Annotated in this window: 16 protein-coding genes; 10 read left to right on the top strand and 6 right to left on the bottom strand. The window is 51.5% G+C overall.

All coding sequences use genetic code 11. From position 1 onward, the window contains the following. Window positions 1–4 precede the first annotated feature (4 nt). Window positions 5–1,357, bottom strand: a complete 1,353-nt coding sequence (locus JNUCC32_RS12750) for a TrkH family potassium uptake protein (protein ID WP_192572296.1) — start codon at window positions 1,355–1,357, stop codon at window positions 5–7. A 77-nt stretch (window positions 1,358–1,434) separates the two neighbouring features. Between JNUCC32_RS12750 and JNUCC32_RS12745 the strand changes: the two genes are divergently transcribed. The 4 genes from JNUCC32_RS12745 to JNUCC32_RS12730 all read left to right on the top strand — a co-directional run bounded on the left by JNUCC32_RS12745 (window position 1,435) and on the right by JNUCC32_RS12730 (window position 4,822). Beyond that, window positions 1,435–2,352: a DMT family transporter gene (locus JNUCC32_RS12745; protein ID WP_192572295.1), complete on the top strand. Its 918-nt coding sequence runs from the start codon at window positions 1,435–1,437 to the stop codon at window positions 2,350–2,352. A gap of 111 nt (window positions 2,353–2,463) precedes the next feature. Continuing rightward, window positions 2,464–3,600 (top strand): zinc-dependent alcohol dehydrogenase, encoded by a 1,137-nt coding sequence (locus JNUCC32_RS12740; RefSeq protein WP_192572294.1) that lies wholly within the window; start codon window positions 2,464–2,466, stop codon window positions 3,598–3,600. A 170-nt stretch (window positions 3,601–3,770) separates the two neighbouring features. After that, complete coding sequence (locus JNUCC32_RS12735) at window positions 3,771–4,505, top strand: AzlC family ABC transporter permease (RefSeq protein ID WP_036670975.1); 735 nt, start codon at window positions 3,771–3,773, stop codon at window positions 4,503–4,505. Beyond that, on the top strand, window positions 4,496–4,822 hold the full coding sequence (locus JNUCC32_RS12730; protein WP_009589408.1) for an AzlD domain-containing protein: 327 nt from the start codon (window positions 4,496–4,498) through the stop codon (window positions 4,820–4,822). The genes JNUCC32_RS12735 and JNUCC32_RS12730 overlap by 10 nt, the downstream gene beginning before the upstream one ends. A gap of 102 nt (window positions 4,823–4,924) precedes the next feature. On the opposite strand, the gene JNUCC32_RS12725 is transcribed toward JNUCC32_RS12730, so the two are convergent. Then, window positions 4,925–5,866 carry an NAD-dependent epimerase/dehydratase family protein gene (locus JNUCC32_RS12725; protein WP_192572293.1) on the bottom strand — a complete coding sequence of 314 codons (942 nt, stop codon included), beginning with the start codon at window positions 5,864–5,866 and terminating at the stop codon, window positions 4,925–4,927. 173 nt (window positions 5,867–6,039) lie between these two features. On the opposite strand from JNUCC32_RS12725, the gene JNUCC32_RS12720 reads away from it, so the two are divergent. The 6 genes from JNUCC32_RS12720 (at window position 6,040) to JNUCC32_RS12695 (ending at window position 12,839) form a co-directional block, all read left to right on the top strand. After that, entirely contained in the window at window positions 6,040–7,965 is a 1,926-nt protein-coding gene (locus JNUCC32_RS12720; RefSeq protein WP_192572292.1) for an LTA synthase family protein, read from the top strand. A gap of 200 nt (window positions 7,966–8,165) precedes the next feature. Continuing rightward, complete coding sequence (gene bioB / locus JNUCC32_RS12715; RefSeq protein WP_192572291.1) at window positions 8,166–9,164, top strand: biotin synthase BioB; 999 nt, start codon at window positions 8,166–8,168, stop codon at window positions 9,162–9,164. Between the two features lie 127 nt (window positions 9,165–9,291). Then, window positions 9,292–9,681 carry a rhodanese-like domain-containing protein gene (locus JNUCC32_RS12710; RefSeq protein ID WP_015734771.1) on the top strand — a complete coding sequence of 130 codons (390 nt, stop codon included), beginning with the start codon at window positions 9,292–9,294 and terminating at the stop codon, window positions 9,679–9,681. A 150-nt stretch (window positions 9,682–9,831) separates the two neighbouring features. Next, window positions 9,832–10,170: an antibiotic biosynthesis monooxygenase gene (locus JNUCC32_RS12705; protein ID WP_036665294.1), complete on the top strand. Its 339-nt coding sequence runs from the start codon at window positions 9,832–9,834 to the stop codon at window positions 10,168–10,170. A 172-nt stretch (window positions 10,171–10,342) separates the two neighbouring features. Next, on the top strand, window positions 10,343–11,596 hold the full coding sequence (locus JNUCC32_RS12700) for a DHH family phosphoesterase (protein ID WP_192572290.1): 1,254 nt from the start codon (window positions 10,343–10,345) through the stop codon (window positions 11,594–11,596). Window positions 11,597–11,669: 73 nt separating this feature from the next. Next, window positions 11,670–12,839 (top strand): cell wall-binding repeat-containing protein, encoded by a 1,170-nt coding sequence (locus JNUCC32_RS12695; RefSeq protein ID WP_228468997.1) that lies wholly within the window; start codon window positions 11,670–11,672, stop codon window positions 12,837–12,839. A gap of 282 nt (window positions 12,840–13,121) precedes the next feature. Here the strand turns inward: JNUCC32_RS12695 and qoxD are convergent, their stop codons facing one another. The 4 genes from qoxD to qoxA form a co-directional block, all read right to left on the bottom strand. Beyond that, window positions 13,122–13,409: a cytochrome aa3 quinol oxidase subunit IV gene (gene qoxD, locus JNUCC32_RS12690; RefSeq protein ID WP_009589381.1), complete on the bottom strand. Its 288-nt coding sequence runs from the start codon at window positions 13,407–13,409 to the stop codon at window positions 13,122–13,124. A gap of 1 nt (window position 13,410) precedes the next feature. Then, window positions 13,411–14,007 carry a cytochrome aa3 quinol oxidase subunit III gene (gene qoxC / locus JNUCC32_RS12685; protein WP_009589471.1) on the bottom strand — a complete coding sequence of 199 codons (597 nt, stop codon included), beginning with the start codon at window positions 14,005–14,007 and terminating at the stop codon, window positions 13,411–13,413. Continuing rightward, window positions 14,004–15,947: a cytochrome aa3 quinol oxidase subunit I gene (gene qoxB, locus JNUCC32_RS12680; protein WP_009589459.1), complete on the bottom strand. Its 1,944-nt coding sequence runs from the start codon at window positions 15,945–15,947 to the stop codon at window positions 14,004–14,006. The genes qoxC and qoxB overlap by 4 nt, the downstream gene beginning before the upstream one ends. A 63-nt stretch (window positions 15,948–16,010) precedes the next feature. Continuing rightward, window positions 16,011–17,015: a cytochrome aa3 quinol oxidase subunit II gene (gene qoxA, locus JNUCC32_RS12675; protein ID WP_096773452.1), complete on the bottom strand. Its 1,005-nt coding sequence runs from the start codon at window positions 17,013–17,015 to the stop codon at window positions 16,011–16,013. Window positions 17,016–17,062 lie beyond the last annotated feature (47 nt).

Here is a 17,062-nt window from a genome sequence, read left to right as displayed (position 1 = left end):
TAGCTTATCCTATTGTGATTCGTCCTTCGGGATGGCGGTACAGCTCCTTGTTATTCTTGCGGCTAAGCGCGTAGGCAAGCGTTAGCGGCCCCAGCCGGCCGAGGAACATGAGCATGGCAATGGTAACCTTGCCAACCCCGGAGAGCTCGGTGGTCAGACCCATGGATAACCCGGCCGTGCCGAAGGCGGATACGGCTTCGAACAGAATCCTTAAGAATTCGCCTGATTCCGTAACGGACAGGAACATCGAGGCGCCTACCAATAGCAGCAGCGATAGAATCGTCAGCGTGATGGAGCGGTAAACCAGGGCTTGGGAGATGCGGTTGCGATAGAGCACCACATCGCGTTTTCCCTGAATCATCGTGACCACGGCACCGATCAGCACGGCAAAGGTAGTCACCTTGATGCCGCCTCCGGTCGATCCGGGGGCTGCCCCGATGAACATCAGGAGAATCATGAAGAACTGGGACGATTGCTCCAGACTCGCAATGTCCAGGGTGCTGACGCCTCCCGAACGGGGAGTGATCGATTGGAATATGGAAGCCATGATCTTTACCGGATACGAAAGAGGCCCCAAGGTTTTGGGATTGCTGTGCTCCAGGATAAAGATCATGACGGCCCCGATCACGATTAACAGGGACGTCACCGTCAAGACAACCTTGGAATGAAGCGAAAGCTTTTTGCATTTCGGATACTCGATGAGATCAAAGATAACGATGAAGCCGATGCCTCCAAGGAAAATCAGGAACATCACGATGATATTGACAAAAGGATCCGCTACATAGGTGGCAAACCCTGAGAAGGGGCCGTGAATTTGGCCAAAGAGATCAAAGCCTGCATTGTTGAAGATGGAGATGCTCTGGAATATGCCGAAGTATGCCGCATCGGAAAGCGGCATGATGGCAGAGAACCTGAGCGTCAGCAGCAAGGCGCCCGCGCCTTCTATGATCAGCGTGTAGACCAGCACTCTTCGGATGAGATCCACGATGCCTTGTATTTGGTATTGTCCCATCGCTTCCTGAAGGATCATCCGCTCCCGGAGCGAGATTCTGCGGTTGAACATCAATGCAATCCAGGTAGCCGAGGTCATAAACCCCAAGCCGCCAAGCTGAACCAGCATAAGCATGACAATTTGTCCAAACATCGACCAGTGGGTGCCCGTATCCACGACGGTTAACCCCGTCACGCTGATGGCTGACACTGCCGTGAAGAGAGCATCTACCAGCGGAGTCGAAGTCCCGTCGGCGGTAGCGATAGGGAGCTTAAGCAGAAAAGTTCCGATCAGTGTGATCGATGCGAAACCGATCGCCAGAAATTTAGGAGGCGTCATTTGATTGCGTAGGTCTTTCTTTTTCATGCCGATTATCCTTTACCGAAAGTTTAATTTTAAAATCAATCTCTAATATAACACGAAAGGTGAATCATTTAACCATCATGAATTCGAACCGAGCACCGATTCCCGTTTTTATCCCGTTATTTATAGGGATTATAGCCATATCCTTTTCATCGATTTTCGTAAAATGGTCCGGCAGTCCCGTTTCCATTCAGGCCATGTACCGATTGGTGATCACGTTTCTGATCATGCTGCCGTTCGCGGGAAAGTACATGCCCGTTATCCGATCGCTGAAGCGCTCCGAAGTGCTTCTGCTGATTCTGTCCGGTGCGATGCTGGCCCTGCACTTTTTGTTGTGGATGGGCTCCCTGAAGTGGACTAGCGTAGCCAGTTCTACGATCATCCTGGCCCTTCAGCCGGTATTCGTCATGATCGGCGCCTACATCTGGTTTAAGGAGAAAACGTCGCTGGCGGCCATAGGAGGTATGGCCATCGCCTTTCTCGGCGTGTTCCTTCTCATTGGCAGCAGCGGCTTCAGCGGGAGCAAGGGACATCTGACCGGCGATATCATGTCTTTGCTGGGGACGGCCGCGGTGGCCGTCCATATGCTGCTCGGACAACTGTTGCTCAGAAGGCTGCCGTCATTCCTGTACAGCTGGCTGGTTTTTGCGGTAGCTGCTGCCGTATTGGCGGTATATAACGTGGGCATGCAGATTCCGCTGACCGGGTATTCCGCTCGCGAGTGGGGGATATTCGCCTTGTTGGCCGTCGTGCCCACGGTATTCGGTCATCTGTTATTCAATTGGCTGATGAAGTATGCGACTGCCTCCACCGTGTCGATGAGCGTTCTCGGAGAGCCGGTTGGAGCGAGTCTGCTGGCTTTTCTCCTGCTGAATGAGTCGATGAATTCGCTGCAAGCCGCAGGCGGAGCGCTGGTGCTGTTAGGGCTGGTATTGTTCTTGAAGGTCGGCAGAACCAAAAAGCAGCCGGTGGACGTCCAGCCTGAAGCGCTGGGCTGATCCCGCATTATTTTGCCTGGATAGACTAGTTCCCGCAAAATTAGCGCACACTGAACATTAAAAAGCCAAAATATTACAATTATGGAATAAAGGCTTAGAACGGGGGCGCGCGTGAAAGCAGTCACTTATCAAGGCAGACATCGGATCAAAGTGAAGGAAATGAAAGACGCCGTTCTTCGGCACAGCGACGATATCTTGATTCGAGTCACCACCACGGCCATCTGCGGATCTGACTTGCATTTATATAACGGCGAGCTGAAGCATCTTAACGATGATTACATTATCGGCCATGAGCCGATGGGGGTCGTCGTGGATGCAGGGCCGGAAGTAAGCAAGGTCAACGTGGGGGATCGGGTGATCATTCCTTTTATCGTGTCTTGCGGCAAATGCAACTTCTGCCAGAATCAAATGGAAAGCCAATGCGATTATGCTAACGAAGCCAAGGATACCGGCGGTTTTTTTGGATACAGCGACGCGTACGGCGGCTTTCAAGGCGCGCAGGCGGAACTGCTGCGGGTACCTTACGGTAATTTCATGCCCTTTGTCATCCCGGAGGATGCCGAAATGGAGGATGAGAAGCTGCTCATGCTGTCCGATGCGCTGCCAACCGCCATGTGGAGCGTGGAGAACGGAGGAGTTAAGCCCGGCGATGTCGTCATTGTCCTCGGATGCGGCCCGATAGGATTGTTAACGCAGAAGTTTGCATGGCTGAAAGGAGCGAAGCGGGTCATCGCCATCGACCATGTGGACTACAGGCTGGCGCATGCCAGCCGCACCAATCATGTGGAAACCTACAACTTCGAGAAGATACCCGAGATCGTGAACTATATCCTTGAGATAACCAAGGGCGGCGCCGACGTGGTCATCGATTGCGTGGGCCTGGATGCCAAACGGACTGGCATCGAGATGCTGGGCAGCATGCTGAAGCTTCAGGGAGGCTCCTTGGGGGCTTTTCGCATGGCTGTGAGAATGGTGCGCAAATACGGGACCATCCAGCTCACGGGCGTATATGGGCTTATCTACAATGCATTTCCGCTAGGCGAGCTGTTTGAACGCAATATTACGTTAAAAATGGGTCTTGCCCCGGTCATTCATTACATGCCCCGCCTGTATCAAATGTTGAAAGAGGGGACGGTGGATCCTTCGGATATCATTACCCACCGGTTTCCGATGGAGAAGGCTGCCCTTGGCTATGATATTTTCAATGAGAGGAAGGATGGCTGTATCAAAGTCATCCTGAAGCCTTAGACCACGCCAATCCAATTAAAATGAGGAGCGTTTCGGAAGATGAGCAGCACGTCCGGAACGCTTTTTTATTTGTATGGAAAAAAAAACGATCCCTGGCGTTGACAAGCCAGCAAGAAGTATTCATAGTAATGAAAAATAGAATTGTAGAGGGAGAGAGGAATCGAACACAGATGAGCACCAAGTCAGAACGGCTTCCCGCCGATATCGAGGGAAACCAGGCCAATTCCTATCTTCAAGGATTCAAGGATTGCATACCAACACTGCTGGGATACCTGAGCATCGGTTTTGCGGCAGGCGTCGTCGAGCGTACCGCAGGTTTCAGCCTGCTCGAGATCGCGCTCCTTTCGCTGCTGCTCTATGCGGGCTCCGGACAGTTCATAGCCGCGGGGATGGTAGCCGCCGCAAGCCCGGTCTTATCCATTATTGTCACGATATTTTTCGTAAATGCCAGGCATCTGCTGTTAAGCGCGGCGATTGCACCGTATTTTAAAGGGTTGTCCTCGGGAAAAAGCTTCTTCATCGGTTCCCTGCTAACCGACGAAACGTTTGGTGTGGCGGCAGCCAAGGCGGCCGAGCAGAAGAGGCTGGGTTATCGGTGGATGGTGGGACTGAATATTACGGCGTATCTGTTCTGGTGTGCAGCGAACGTTGCGGGAGGTCTTGTCGGAGCGTGGATACCGGAGCCGGAGAAGTTTGGCCTTGATTTTGCATTGCCTGGCATGTTTATCGGATTGCTGGCCCTGCAATGGATCAGCCGAAAGAAGTATAAACTGGACTTCATGGTGATTATGGTCGCCGCCGTTTCGGTAATCGCGATCAGTACGATCATGCCGGGAAGCGCAGCGGTCATCGCTGCGATTATGGTTGCGGCTACAGCAGGGATGGTGATCGAACGATGGAAATAAGATGGCATATCGCCATACTGATTATCGGATGCGCTGTCGTCACCCTGATTCCAAGGGTTCTGCCGCTCATGATTCTGAGCAAGCTCCGCATTCCGGAATTGATGATCCGTTGGCTGGATCATGTGCCGATCGCGGTCATGGCGGCGCTATTAGCGCAGGAGCTGCTCGTTAGTGACGGACGCGTGGATCCGGGGGGCCATACACTGGAACTGATAGCGGCTGTCCCTGCTTTTCTGACCGCATTTCTTACGAAAAGCCTGTTTGCCACCGTCATTGTCGGGATCCTAACCTTGGTGGGGCTCCGCTTGCTGATCTGACCAAACGAAGCGTTATGCATGAGATGTTTATCGTAGCCCTAACCGGAACGCTTGCAAACAGCCGTATTCCTTGGAATGACGAGGAATGCGGCTGTTTTATGTTCATTTGCCAGGGTCGCTTTGGGAAACTAGTGTGCCAAGCCAGTGACGGTAGGTTTCTTTCATGCCTTTTTCCAAGCTGAACAACGGACTCCACCTCAGCCGCTCCCGGGTCTTTTCATTATTCAGGCAGCTGTGCCGAATATCGCCGATCTTCGCGGGCAGATAATCGACATCGATGCGGTCTGGGTGCAGCCGGCTGATGAGATCGACGATCGTATTGACGGAATGGTCGGTGCCGGTGCTAACATGAAGCACACTCTGATCACCATGAAGGATGGAGGCAAGGTTGGCGTCAACCACATCTTTGACATAAATGAAATCCCGGGTCTGCAGACCATCGCCGTATATTGGGAGCGGCGCGCCTTGATACAGGCGTTCGCCGAAGACCGCCACGACGCCGCCTTCTCCCTTTGCGGTCTGACCCGGTCCGTAGACATTTCCATAACGAAGAATGGTGTATTGCAGGCCGAAGAAGCGGTGATAAAGACGGATATATTGTTCGCCTGCTACTTTCGATAGCGCATAGAAGGAGACCGGGTTAACCGGATCGTCTTCCGTTAGCTGAGATCTCTCGAGGTCTCCATACACACCGGCTGTCGAAGCAAACACGATCTTACGAACGCCAGCCTTACGGCAAGCGTCCAGTATGTTTAGGGTGCCCATGACATTGGTATCCGCATCAAGCCGAGGTTCCTGGATCGATCGCTGCACATCGGCCTGTGCTGCTAAATGAAATACGACATCGGGCTTCAGCACCGAGATGTATGCCGTTGTCTGCTGACTGTTTACGTCAGCTACATGTAAAATCGCCTCACTGTGAAGGCGACCTGGTTCTCCGGTTGTCAGGTTATCAATTACATGGACTTCATAGCCTTGATTAACGAGTCCGTTCACCAGGTGGGAGCCGATGAAGCCCGCTCCGCCGGTTACAACCATCTTCATGCATAAACCCTCCAGCCTTTGATTGGGATGCATTATCCTACGTGGTACGGATGGATCATGCATTGGACACTTGACGGGGGAGCGAAGGAATGGGCGGATTAGATCGGTGTTTACATTCCTGTTATAATGGAAGCTGCAAATTAACATTACTTTTACAAAAGAGGGAATGGGAAATGGAACGCTACCTTGAACAAAGGTTGAAATTATGTGTACTCGTTTTTTTGACGCTCTTAGTCAAGCTGATCCTTCTAAGAGTGTTTCTGTTTAATGGGATTGCATGGGGGAAGGTGCTTACCGATGCACTGTCGCTCCTCGCCCTGATTAGCTTTCTGGAACTGCTGCTGCCGGTCAGAGGGAAAAAGACGGTCTATGTGATCCTAAATGTCGTCTTATCTTTCATCATGTTTGCATCGGCTGTTTATAACGTTCATTTTGGGTCCATACCGACGTATACCGCGCTTGCGGGTATCGGTCAAGTAAATCAGGTACGGGCCAGCATTACGGCTTTGCTGGAGCCGGAGCATTTTCTATTCTTCCTGGACCTGCTGCTCCTGCTGGTCATATGGGCGGTCCGGAAAATACGTTCACGCTCCCAAAGGGGCTTGCATTTCGGTGGAGCTCGTTCCGGATATTCCGTAACCTACTCACGCAGGCCTGGTCTGATGTGGCGTACTTCCATGACCGTTGTTCTTATCGTAGCGGTTGTTCTGTCCGGACTGATCATTCGCAAAGAATGGGGAATCGAGAATGAAATCGTGCGGGCGGAGCAAATGGGGTTCATGAACTACCAGGTGTCTGCTGTCGTGCGTAACTCGCAGGAGAAACGTGCGCTGGCCGAGGGAAGTCTGCAGGACACCATCCTGCGGTCCCAGCAGCTGCTCGCGACGTATCCTTACGTCAAGGAAGCAAAGGATAAGCCGGACTATTTCGGCGCTGCAAAAGGCAAAAATCTGATCATCGTCCAGATGGAGTCCTTGCAGAACTTTCCGGTGGGTCAATCCCTGAACGGCCAGGAACTGACACCGGTGATGAACGAGCTTGCGGATGGCGGCCTGTATTTCCCCCACGTCTTCCAACAGATCGGCCAAGGCAATACATCGGATGCCGAATTTGCGGTGAATACCTCGATCTATCCGACAGGAACGGTTGCCATGTCCACCGGTTTCGGAAATAAAGAGCTGCCGGGCCTTCCGCGTCTCTTGAACAAGCATGGCTATGCGACCGGCACATTCCACGTGAATGACGTGAAGTTCTGGGATCGCAGCAAGATGTACCCGGCGCTTGATTTTCAGCATTATTACGACAAGCCGTATTTTACGAATGATAACTTCAATGAATTCGGTCCTTCCGATGAAGAGTTGTTCCGAGTCGGCGTAGACAAGCTGCTGGAGAACCAACAGCAGAATAAACCTACCTATGCCCACTACATCACGGTCTCCAATCATTCTCCATACCATGTAAAGGATGAATTCGCGAAGATCACCTTGCCTGCCGAGCTGGAAGGGACCCATTTGGGAAACTATCTGAAGTCGGTGAACTATTCCGATTATGCGCTGGGAACGCTGGTAGACCGCCTGAAGCAGAACGGGCTGTGGGATGAAACGGTACTGGTCGTATATGGAGACCATTTCGGCATCAATCCGGCAGAAGCGGATGCGGAGATGATCTCGTCAACGCTGGGCATTCCTTACCATGAGCGCGTCAATCGATTTAACATTCCGCTCATCATTCATGTTCCCGGCATGAAGGAAGGGAAGGTGGTTGAGCAGGTAGGGGGACAGGTGGATATTCTGCCTACCGTCGCAAACCTTCTGGGCGTCTCGCTTGATGAGGAGGGGTTTAACGCGTTTGGGCATGACCTGCTGAACGTGGACCGCAACGTTATAGGAATGAGGTATTATTTGCCGACGGGATCATTCTTTAACAACGACATTCTGTTCGTGCCGGGAGACGGGTTTGAGGACGGTACCGCAGTATCCTTGAAGACGCTTGAGCCCGTAACGGATTTCGAAAAATACCGCAGCGATTACGACTATATATTGCAGCTGATGAAAATGTCCGATGAGTACGTGAAAATGCTGCCCAAGCGGGCACCGTAAAGCCAACAATTCGTTAAAATAGGAAAGGGATTGTTTCATTAAGCCTTAAACTGGCTTTGATGAAGCAGTCCCTATTTTTATGCGGAGGCTTCAGTGAAGGATTGCCTCACTTTCGTGGCCTGTGCTATTATTATCCTTATTGTTAACCTATTCATTATTAAAAATGGTTGACAATCAGAATGGAGAGGGAGATTTTGAATATGACAACACAAACCCATTACGATTGGTTGACGCTGGCGGATCGGGTCGTGAAAGGACATGAAGTGACCCCGGCCGAAGCCTTGGCGGTTCTGAACAGCGAGGACGGGGAGCTTCTGAACATTATGCAGGCCGCCTATCACATCCGTCGCGAGTATTATGGAAACAAGGTTAAGCTGAACATGATCGTGAACGCGAAATCCGGCCTCTGTCCTGAGGATTGCGGATATTGCTCCCAGTCCATCGTGTCGGAAGCACCCATCGAAAAATACGCATGGCTGACCAAGGACAAAATTCTGGAAGGCGCGCGCGAGTCGATTCGCCGAAAAGCGGGAACTTATTGCATCGTGGCATCCGGACGCCGCCCTTCCAATCGGGAGATTGATCATGTAGCCGAAGCGGTGAAGGAGATTACCCGGACGACCGATCTGAAGGTGTGCTGTTGCCTGGGCTTCTTGAACGAGGAACATGCGCGCAAGCTCGCCGATGCCGGGGTCCATCGATACAACCATAATCTGAATACTTCCAAAGATAATTACGGGCATATTACGACTACGCATACATACGATGACCGGCTGGACACGGTGAAGCAGGCAAGCTCTTCCGGAATGTCCCCTTGCTCCGGAGCGATTTTCGGAATGGGGGAGAGCATAGAAGAACGGGTGGAGATTGCGTTTGCTCTGAAATCGCTTGGAGCGGATTCGATTCCATGCAATTTTCTGAATGCGATCGAGGGAACCCCTCTGGAAGGACGCAGGGAATTGACACCGATTATGTGTTTGAAGATTCTTGCCATGATGCGGTTTGTTAACCCGACGAAGGAGATACGGATTGCAGGGGGCCGGGAAGTGAACCTGCGATCCCTTCAACCCCTTGGCCTGTACGCGGCGAACTCCATATTCATCGGCGATTATTTAACGACAGAAGGCCAGGCCCATACGGCCGACTGGGGATTGATTGAAAACCTTGGGTTTGAAATTGAAGAAAACGCGCTGTCATGATGTATTGACAATTAGGTGCGGAGCACATACTATATACCCGTAGGGGTAGGATTGGCGTTTTTTTAAGCCCGTGATCTTACCGCCATGCATCATGCTGAAACACATGATATTGATGGGGGAATGATTCGTGCTGATTGCATCTGCCGCACTGATAATCTTTATATCCGGTCTCTACTACCGGAGGTATGTACCTATAACAGGTTTGCGCTTCATGAAGTGCAGTGATCTTCGTCTGGCACAGAAGGAATGCCCGAATCTGAAAGTGCTTGATGTACGCGATGTGTCCGAATTCATGGAATGTCCGAGGAAAGAGACCATAAACATCTCGCTTGGAAGGTTGCCGTATGTGTGGGAGAAGGAGCTCAAGCCCGATGATTCCGTAGTTATCGTAACGCCCAAGCGCTCGGATGGAATCCTGGCTGCGCGCAAGCTGAAGAAGGCCGGCTTTACTTCGCTTTTTTATTTGCAGGAAGATTGCACGGCGTGCAATTCCGTGCAGCGCGCATCGATGAATTGATCCCAATCTGATCAGCAGGTTCATGCTGGTCAGATTTTTTTTTGCAAAAGTTGAACGCTTTAACGGTTTGACAATGATAATCGTTATCATTTAGAATGGTATATAGTTCGTTTAATTAGGCAGATTTTCGCTAAGGGAGTGTTTATGGATATGTTGATCGAGACTAAAACGATTATTGTTAAAGCAGGCACCTCCAACCTGGTCGTGGAACGTTTCAGCAAGCCGGGACCCATTGAAGAAATTGAAGGATTTATCGATCTGAACGTTCTTGTGAAGAATGCGAAACGTACCGACGAAACGGAAGAAGTTATCGTGATGATCCGCTGGGAGTCGAAAGAAGCGTGGAAACGCTGGGAAACCAGTCCCGCGCACATCCAAGGACACCGCGACAACCGCGGAAAGCCGCAGCCTGAGCATGTCATCAGCTCCAGCCACGGCATGTACGAGGTCATGGCATCCAAAGGGCCGAGACCGGTTCAACAGGCATAATCATTCTCTATATTCCAGAAGAAGCGGCTGTAGCAGCCGCTTCTTCTTTTTTAGTTTCCTTGTCGATTCTAAGGGGCTGACAGGGGTTAAAACGACGGAATTTAGGGAACCGTAAAGGGATGAAAGGCAAGAACAACTAATCATTCCACCTTCTGCTGGGAGGAAGTCAACCATGTATCATCTGTACAGCCATAACGATTTAGATGGCGTCGGCTGCGGCATCATCGCCAAATGCGCCTTCGGTGAAGGAATCGATGTCCGTTACAACTCCATTCACGGATTAAATCAACAAGTCGAAAGGTATTTGAACCGGACCTCCGTTCAGGAGAATCCATACGATATGCTGTTCATTACGGATTTGTCGGTCTCTCCTGACATCGAGAAGGAATTGAACGTGTTTGTCGAAGAGGGGGGACAGGTGCAGCTTATCGATCACCATAAAACCGCCCTCCACCTCAATGAACACAGCTGGGGACAAGTGGATGTAACGCATCGGGACGGCCGCTTGGCATCGGCAACCTCGCTGTTCTATGAATATTTAATCGAGCATGGACATCTCGGCAGAACCGAAGCGCTGGACGAATTCGTTGAGCTGGTGCGTCTCTATGATACATGGGAATGGGATGAGAGCGGCAAGATCGAGGCTAAGCGCTTGAATGACTTGTTCTACATGTTGTCCCTGGACGAATTCGAGAGCAAGATGTCTGAGCGCCTCCGGGAATCGCACGAGGGCTTCTTCTTTGATGAATTTGAACAGAAAATCCTGGACATGGAAGAGAATAAAATCGAGCGTTACATTCGCCGCAAGCAGCGGGAACTCATTCAAACCTTCGTCGAGGAGCATTGCGTCGGCATCGTTTACGCCGAATCCTATCATTCCGAGCTTGCCAGCGAGCTGGGCACGAGCTATCCCCATCTTGACTACATCGCGATACTGAATATGGGCGGAAGAAAAATGAGCCTTCGAACCATTCATGATCATGTGGACGTGTCCGAAGTGGCGATGCGGTATGGCGGTGGCGGCCATGCCAAGGCTGCGGGGTGCACCATAACAGAGGATGTGTATCAATTGTTTGCGGCGGACTCGTTTGAGCTGGAACCGATCCGGTTCGATGCTTCGCGCAATCAGTTCAATATCAAAGGAAGCGAGTCCGGCGTGCTGTACGAAAGCTGGGGCGAGGATTTGCTGTTTGTTTACGCCAATGCCGGGGAATGGGTGATCGAGTGGAACGGAGAACCTCTCCCATTCCGGTTCAGGTCGTTCGAGGAAGCAGAGCGGCATATGAAGCGCCAGTACGGGGTCTGGTTGTCCCGGGATGACGTATTTGTGAAGATGCTGAAGGAACAATGGATCCGAAACCGTACCCAAGAGCGTCCAGGCTTGCCACCGGATATGGATGAGGAGAAATTAATGGAAGATCTGTAGACGGATCAGCAGGAAGAATGATCTCGCACGATGCGTTTTATTGTGAAGACAGGAGGAATATTCGGTGAAAAAAATGATCGCCGGCTGGGCCCTTGCCCTGCTGACGGCAGGTATCCTCGCTTGGAGTCAAACGCAGAGCCATTCCGAGCCCTCCATTCCCTCGGCGGTTCACAGCAAAGAACTTCTGAAGGATGTTCCCGTACCTTGGTCCGCCACGAAAAACACGATTCGCTTGAATACATCCGATCCAGTAAGTGCGGCCGTACTGACTTCCAAGACGCTGTGGCAGTCCACGAACGTGCACAGCCGTCCGCAGACCGTGATCCTCGTGGATTCGGCTCACTGGTCGATCGCGGCTGTCAGCGTCGATCTGACGCAGCTTAGCGAGGGGCCTTTACTCTTCGTTGAAGAAGGGGGGATCCCGAAGGAAACCTTGGAAGAGCTGAGACGGCTGAAGCCGAGGGGAGCGGAGCACAACAAGGGGATTGAGATCATTACCGTCGGCCCGATCTCGGATCAGGTGATGAAAGAGCTGAACGGACTTGAATACAAGGCCGATCACATTCCTGCCGGGGAAGCCGCGGAAGCGGCAGCAGCAATTGATGCCTATGCTTCCAGGGTAAACGGTTCAGTACCGACCTCGGTTATTGTCGGATCGATGGAACGGCCCGACTATACGCTGCCCGCGGTAAGCTGGATTGCCCATATGCCGGAAACGATGCTGTATGTCAGCGAGAAGGTCGTGCCCGAAGAGACGGCGCAGGCCCTAAGGCAGCGTAAAGGGAAGGCGAATATCTACGTCATCGGACCTGAAAAGGTGGTGTCCCAGGCCGTTGAAGACGAGCTGCGGCAATATGGGAAGGTAACGCGCATAGCCGGAGACGATCCGTATGAGAATGCCATTCATTTTGCCCAGTATCATGATCCCGGGACGGGTTTTGGCTGGGGAGTACAATCGCCGGGATACAGTTTCTCCTTCTCGAGGCCGGACTCGCCGGCATTGTCCATTGCGGCCGCTCCATTGTCCCATATGGGTAAACACGCCCCTCTATTGTTTACGGAGCGCGACGGAGTGCCACGCTCGATTACGAAGTATGTTGACTCGATCAGGCAACAGAGTGACGCCACCAAAGTGGATACTCCCTATAATCATGCCTGGATCATCGGAGATGAACAGACCCTGACCACCAAGCTCCAGAGTGAGATTGATGAAATTCTGGATACGCCTGCAGGACATAATTAATGGAGCCGCAAATGGCATTGGCAGATGAAGCTGCATATGGAATGCAAAAAGAAACCGTTCCTCGTAATTGGCGGGCCGCACGTCCCTAGTTCCGAGAAACGGTTCTTTTGCATGTTTGAAGTATGATGGGGAAATGATTCGCATGCAGCACCTTCAATAGGAAAAAAAAGGGCATCCCTCGAGATCCAGGATCTTTTGGGACGCCCTCTTTGATATTGGTCATACGTTCGTGACAGCGAACGATGATCGACGGTACACGTTCACCCCAGATTTTCGCGAGACTTAAGCGTACCAGCCCCATATGAAGATGAACAGCGTTCCGAAGATAGTAACCAGCCCTACGAACAGGGCGAACGCAATGTTGATATAGACGGACTTTTTGTCTTCGCTTTCGCCGACGTGCATGAACAGCATAAGCTGAACGGCTGCCTGCAGGATCGCGGTGACCAGCAGAACGGCCACTTTCGAAGCTGCCGGCATATCCAGCAGAACCACGAGCGCGACAGCTGAAAGGACGAGGGACGATATATAACCCGCTACATGCTTAATTGGAAACAGCTGTTTTAACATGTCACATCAGTCCTTTCAGATACACGAAGCTGAAAATGAAGATCCACACAACGTCCAGGAAGTGCCAGTAGAGCGAGAAGATAAAGGACTTGTTGGCTGTGGAATGATCCAGTCCATGCTTTTTAAGTTGAATCAGAATGGCGGTTCCCCACAGGAGACCGAAGGTTACGTGAGCTCCGTGCGTGCCAAGCAATGTGAACAAGCTGGAGGAGAAGGCGCTGGTTGAGAGCGTTACTCCTTCATGAACATAGGTGAAGAATTCAAAGATCTCGATCCCGAGGAATCCCGCACCCAGCAGCAGGGTGATGACCATGAAGATCATCATCTGCTTTTTCAGGCCCAGACGCATCGCATGAACAGCCAAACCGATGGTGAAGCTGCTCGTTAAGAGCAGGAACGTCTCAAGCAGGACCGGCGTAATTTCAAAGATTTCCGCTCCGCTCGGACCGCTGGCAAAGCGGTTCACGAGAACGAAGTAGACGGTAAACAAGGTAGCAAAGAGCGCAATTTCAGCTCCGAGGAACAGCCAGAAGCCGAATATACGATTGCGGTTTTCCTCTGTTCCATATTCCAGCGGCTGAGTGGCATCTATTTTCATACCGTATCACCCCGCAGTTTCTGTTCGGTTTGAACAATCTCTTCAACCGGAATGTAATACCCGTGATCACGGTCGAAGGACATGGTAGCCATAATAATCAATACCGCGATACCGGCAACGATGGATGGAATCCACCAGCTGAATACCAGGAAGAAGCCCAGGAAGAAGAAGGCGATGCCCAGTATAAACGGTTTTCCGGTGTTGCTTGGCATGTGAATCTTCGTGATTTTCTCGTCCGAAAGCGGCTCGTTGTTTTTCTTGGAGAACCAGAAGGCGTCACGGCCTTTGACTTTCGGCGTTACCGCAAAGTTGTAAACAGGAACCGGACTTGGCGTCGACCATTCCAGTGATCGTGCATCCCATGGATCTCCCGTTTTGTCGCGCGGCTCGTAACGTGTACTCCAGTAAATGTTGTACACCAGAAGGATGAATCCGATCGCCAGTCCGACCGCGCCGACCATCGACAGCATATTCAGCGGACCAAAGCCGGTCTCGGCCGAATACGTGTACGTACGGCGGGTCATCCCCATAAGTCCCAGGAAGAACATTGGGAAGAACGTAACGTTAAATGAGATGGCAATGAACCAGAATGCGATTTTGCCAAGCTTTTCGTTCAGACGGAAGCCGAACACTTTAGGGAACCAGTAGTGGAAACCGGCAATGACGGCGAATACGGCGCCTGGAATGAGCACATAGTGGAAGTGGGCCACCAGGAACATCGTATTGTGATACTGATAGTCGGCACTGGCCATCGCCAGCATGACGCCGGTTACGCCGCCGATCGTAAAGATCGGAATAAAGGCAAGCGAGTAGAGCATCGGCGTCGTAAAGCTGATTCGGCCCTTGCGAAGCGTAAAGAGCCAGTTGAATATTTTGATCCCGGTCGGTACGGCAATCGCCATCGTCGTGATGGAGAAGAAACCGTTGACCATGGCCCCTTGACCCATCGTGTAGAAATGGTGGGCCCATACCAGGAAGGACAATCCGGAAATAATCGCCATACTCAATACCATGGAGCTGTAACCGTACAGGTTCTTTTTGGAGAACGCTGAGATGATCTCGCTGAAAATACCGAATGCCGGCAGAATAACGATATATACCTCAGGGTGACCCCATACCCAGAACAGGTTGGCCCAGAGCATATCCATGCCCCCGTTGGCCATCGTGAAGAATTGCGAGCCGAAGATGCGGTCGAACATCATAAGCAGAAGCGCAATCGTAAGCACAGGGAAAGCAAAGATAATGATGACGCAAGTGATCAATACCGACCACGTAAACATTGGCATGCGCATCAGGGTCATACCCGGCGCGCGCATTTTCAGGATGGTTACGATAAAGTTAAGGCCTGTCAGCAAAGTACCAATCCCTGAAATCTGAAGCGACAGAGAGTAGTAGTTGTTGCCGACCGTCGGACTGAATTCGATACTGGCCAGCGGGAAGTAAGCGGACCAGCCGGCATCAGGCGATCCTCCGATAACGAAGGAAATGTTGAACAGCATCGCTCCGGCGAAGAACAGCCAGAAGCTGATTGCGTTCAGTTTAGGGAATGCAACGTCACGGGCACCGATCTGGAGCGGAACGATGACGTTCATCAGACCGAAAATAAACGGCATGGCCATAAAGAGGATCATGATGACCCCGTGAGTCGTGAATACTTCATTATAATGCTGACCGGTCAGAAACTTCATCTCCGGTGCGGCGGTCTGCGCACGCATCATGATCGCGTCGACGCCCCCGCGGAACAGCATGATCAATGCACAGATGATGTACATGACGCCAATTCTTTTGTGATCCACGGTCGTCAGCCATTCCCGCCACATATATCCCCACTTCTTGTAATAGGTCAAGCCGAAGAGGATTGCGAGCGAGACGAGCACGATACTCACCATGGCGCCGTAAATTAACGGATCACCGGTAACGAAAAATTCGTCCCATTTCATAAAGGCCTAGCTCCTTTCTGGATGTATGAAGTAGATCGGGTGAACAACGTTTCACTCACCGATTTAATGTCCATCATGTTGATGATTTGGGCTTTCTTCAGCCGGGAAGTTCGGCAGCGGTTCGTTTGGATCCACGTTCGTTTCGCTGTCAAATTCCGTTTCTTCCGTTGTTGCAGGATCCGGGTGGACGTCTTTATGGTCCTGATGCTCCTCATTGCCGTTGACGTCACCGCCATGGTGATGGTCTTCGGATGGCGGCGGGCTGAATTCCAGATGCGTGTTAGAGAAGGTCATTCGTCCGACATGCGCGGTCTCCAGAAGCTTCTTGAACTCATCTTCCTTCAGTTCAGGCGCCGTATCCTTTACATCCTGAACCCACTCATCATACTCGGCAGAGGTCATGGCAAGAGCTTCGAACTCCATATGGGCGAAACCTTCGCCGTTGAAGTTCGCGTTACGGCCCATCATCGAACCCGGTACGTCGGCAACCATGTTCAGCTTGGTGATCATGTCGCTCATCGCGTACTTCTGTCCGTGAAGCTGAGGGATCCAGAAGCTTGTGATCGGACCGAACGAATACAGTCGGAACTCGATCGGACGATTGGTCGGAATGTTAACGTAATTGACGGTTTCGATTCCTTCTTCCGGATAGCTGAAATGCCATTTCCAGTTCGAAGAGGAAGCATAAATGACCAGAGGCTCTTGGTTCTCGTAGCCTTCAGGCACGTTCTCGACGGCCACCGTCGTTTTGACGGTTACGACCGAGAGCACGGCAACGATCAGGATCGGAATGGCAGTCCACAGAATCTCCAGCCATTTGTTGCCCTCTTCATGTGGCGGTTCATAACCTTCGTTGGATTTCTTGGCTCGATATTTCGTGAGCATGTAGATATAGAGCGCGTAAACTACCGCTAGGATTCCGACCATCATGAGAATGGAGAATATGATTGTATCGGATAGGGTTCTGGCAGCCGGTCCTTTCGGATCTAATACCGTGAGCGAGCTGCAGCCCGATAAGAGCAAGGTAAAGCATAAAAACAATGCAAATAACGGCCCTCTTTTGTTCATGATGTACCCCTTTCCTTGAAACGTTCGTTCGATTCAATGTTACTGAC

The organism is Paenibacillus sp. JNUCC32 (genome assembly GCF_014863545.1).
GTDB classification, from domain to species: domain Bacteria; phylum Bacillota; class Bacilli; order Paenibacillales; family Paenibacillaceae; genus Paenibacillus_AQ; species Paenibacillus_AQ lautus_A.
This window is presented reverse-complemented; position numbering and strand designations above follow the sequence as displayed.

Excerpts from the sequence above, each read along its gene's own strand:
- JNUCC32_RS12750 (WP_192572296.1), bottom strand. The coding sequence starts at position 1,357 with ATGAAAAAGAAAGACCTACGCAATCAAATGACGCCTCCTAAATTTCTG.
- JNUCC32_RS12745 (WP_192572295.1), top strand. The coding sequence starts at position 1,435 with ATGAATTCGAACCGAGCACCGATTCCCGTTTTTATCCCGTTATTTATA.
- JNUCC32_RS12735 (WP_036670975.1), top strand. The coding sequence starts at position 3,771 with ATGAGCACCAAGTCAGAACGGCTTCCCGCCGATATCGAGGGAAACCAG.
- JNUCC32_RS12730 (WP_009589408.1), top strand. The coding sequence starts at position 4,496 with ATGGAAATAAGATGGCATATCGCCATACTGATTATCGGATGCGCTGTC.
- JNUCC32_RS12725 (WP_192572293.1), bottom strand. The coding sequence starts at position 5,866 with ATGAAGATGGTTGTAACCGGCGGAGCGGGCTTCATCGGCTCCCACCTG.
- JNUCC32_RS12720 (WP_192572292.1), top strand. The coding sequence starts at position 6,040 with ATGGAACGCTACCTTGAACAAAGGTTGAAATTATGTGTACTCGTTTTT.
- bioB (WP_192572291.1), top strand. The coding sequence starts at position 8,166 with ATGACAACACAAACCCATTACGATTGGTTGACGCTGGCGGATCGGGTC.
- JNUCC32_RS12705 (WP_036665294.1), top strand. The coding sequence starts at position 9,832 with ATGTTGATCGAGACTAAAACGATTATTGTTAAAGCAGGCACCTCCAAC.
- JNUCC32_RS12700 (WP_192572290.1), top strand. The coding sequence starts at position 10,343 with ATGTATCATCTGTACAGCCATAACGATTTAGATGGCGTCGGCTGCGGC.
- JNUCC32_RS12695 (WP_228468997.1), top strand. The coding sequence starts at position 11,670 with ATGATCGCCGGCTGGGCCCTTGCCCTGCTGACGGCAGGTATCCTCGCT.
- qoxD (WP_009589381.1), bottom strand. The coding sequence starts at position 13,409 with ATGTTAAAACAGCTGTTTCCAATTAAGCATGTAGCGGGTTATATATCG.
- qoxC (WP_009589471.1), bottom strand. The coding sequence starts at position 14,007 with ATGAAAATAGATGCCACTCAGCCGCTGGAATATGGAACAGAGGAAAAC.
- qoxB (WP_009589459.1), bottom strand. The coding sequence starts at position 15,947 with ATGAAATGGGACGAATTTTTCGTTACCGGTGATCCGTTAATTTACGGC.
- qoxA (WP_096773452.1), bottom strand. The coding sequence starts at position 17,015 with ATGAACAAAAGAGGGCCGTTATTTGCATTGTTTTTATGCTTTACCTTG.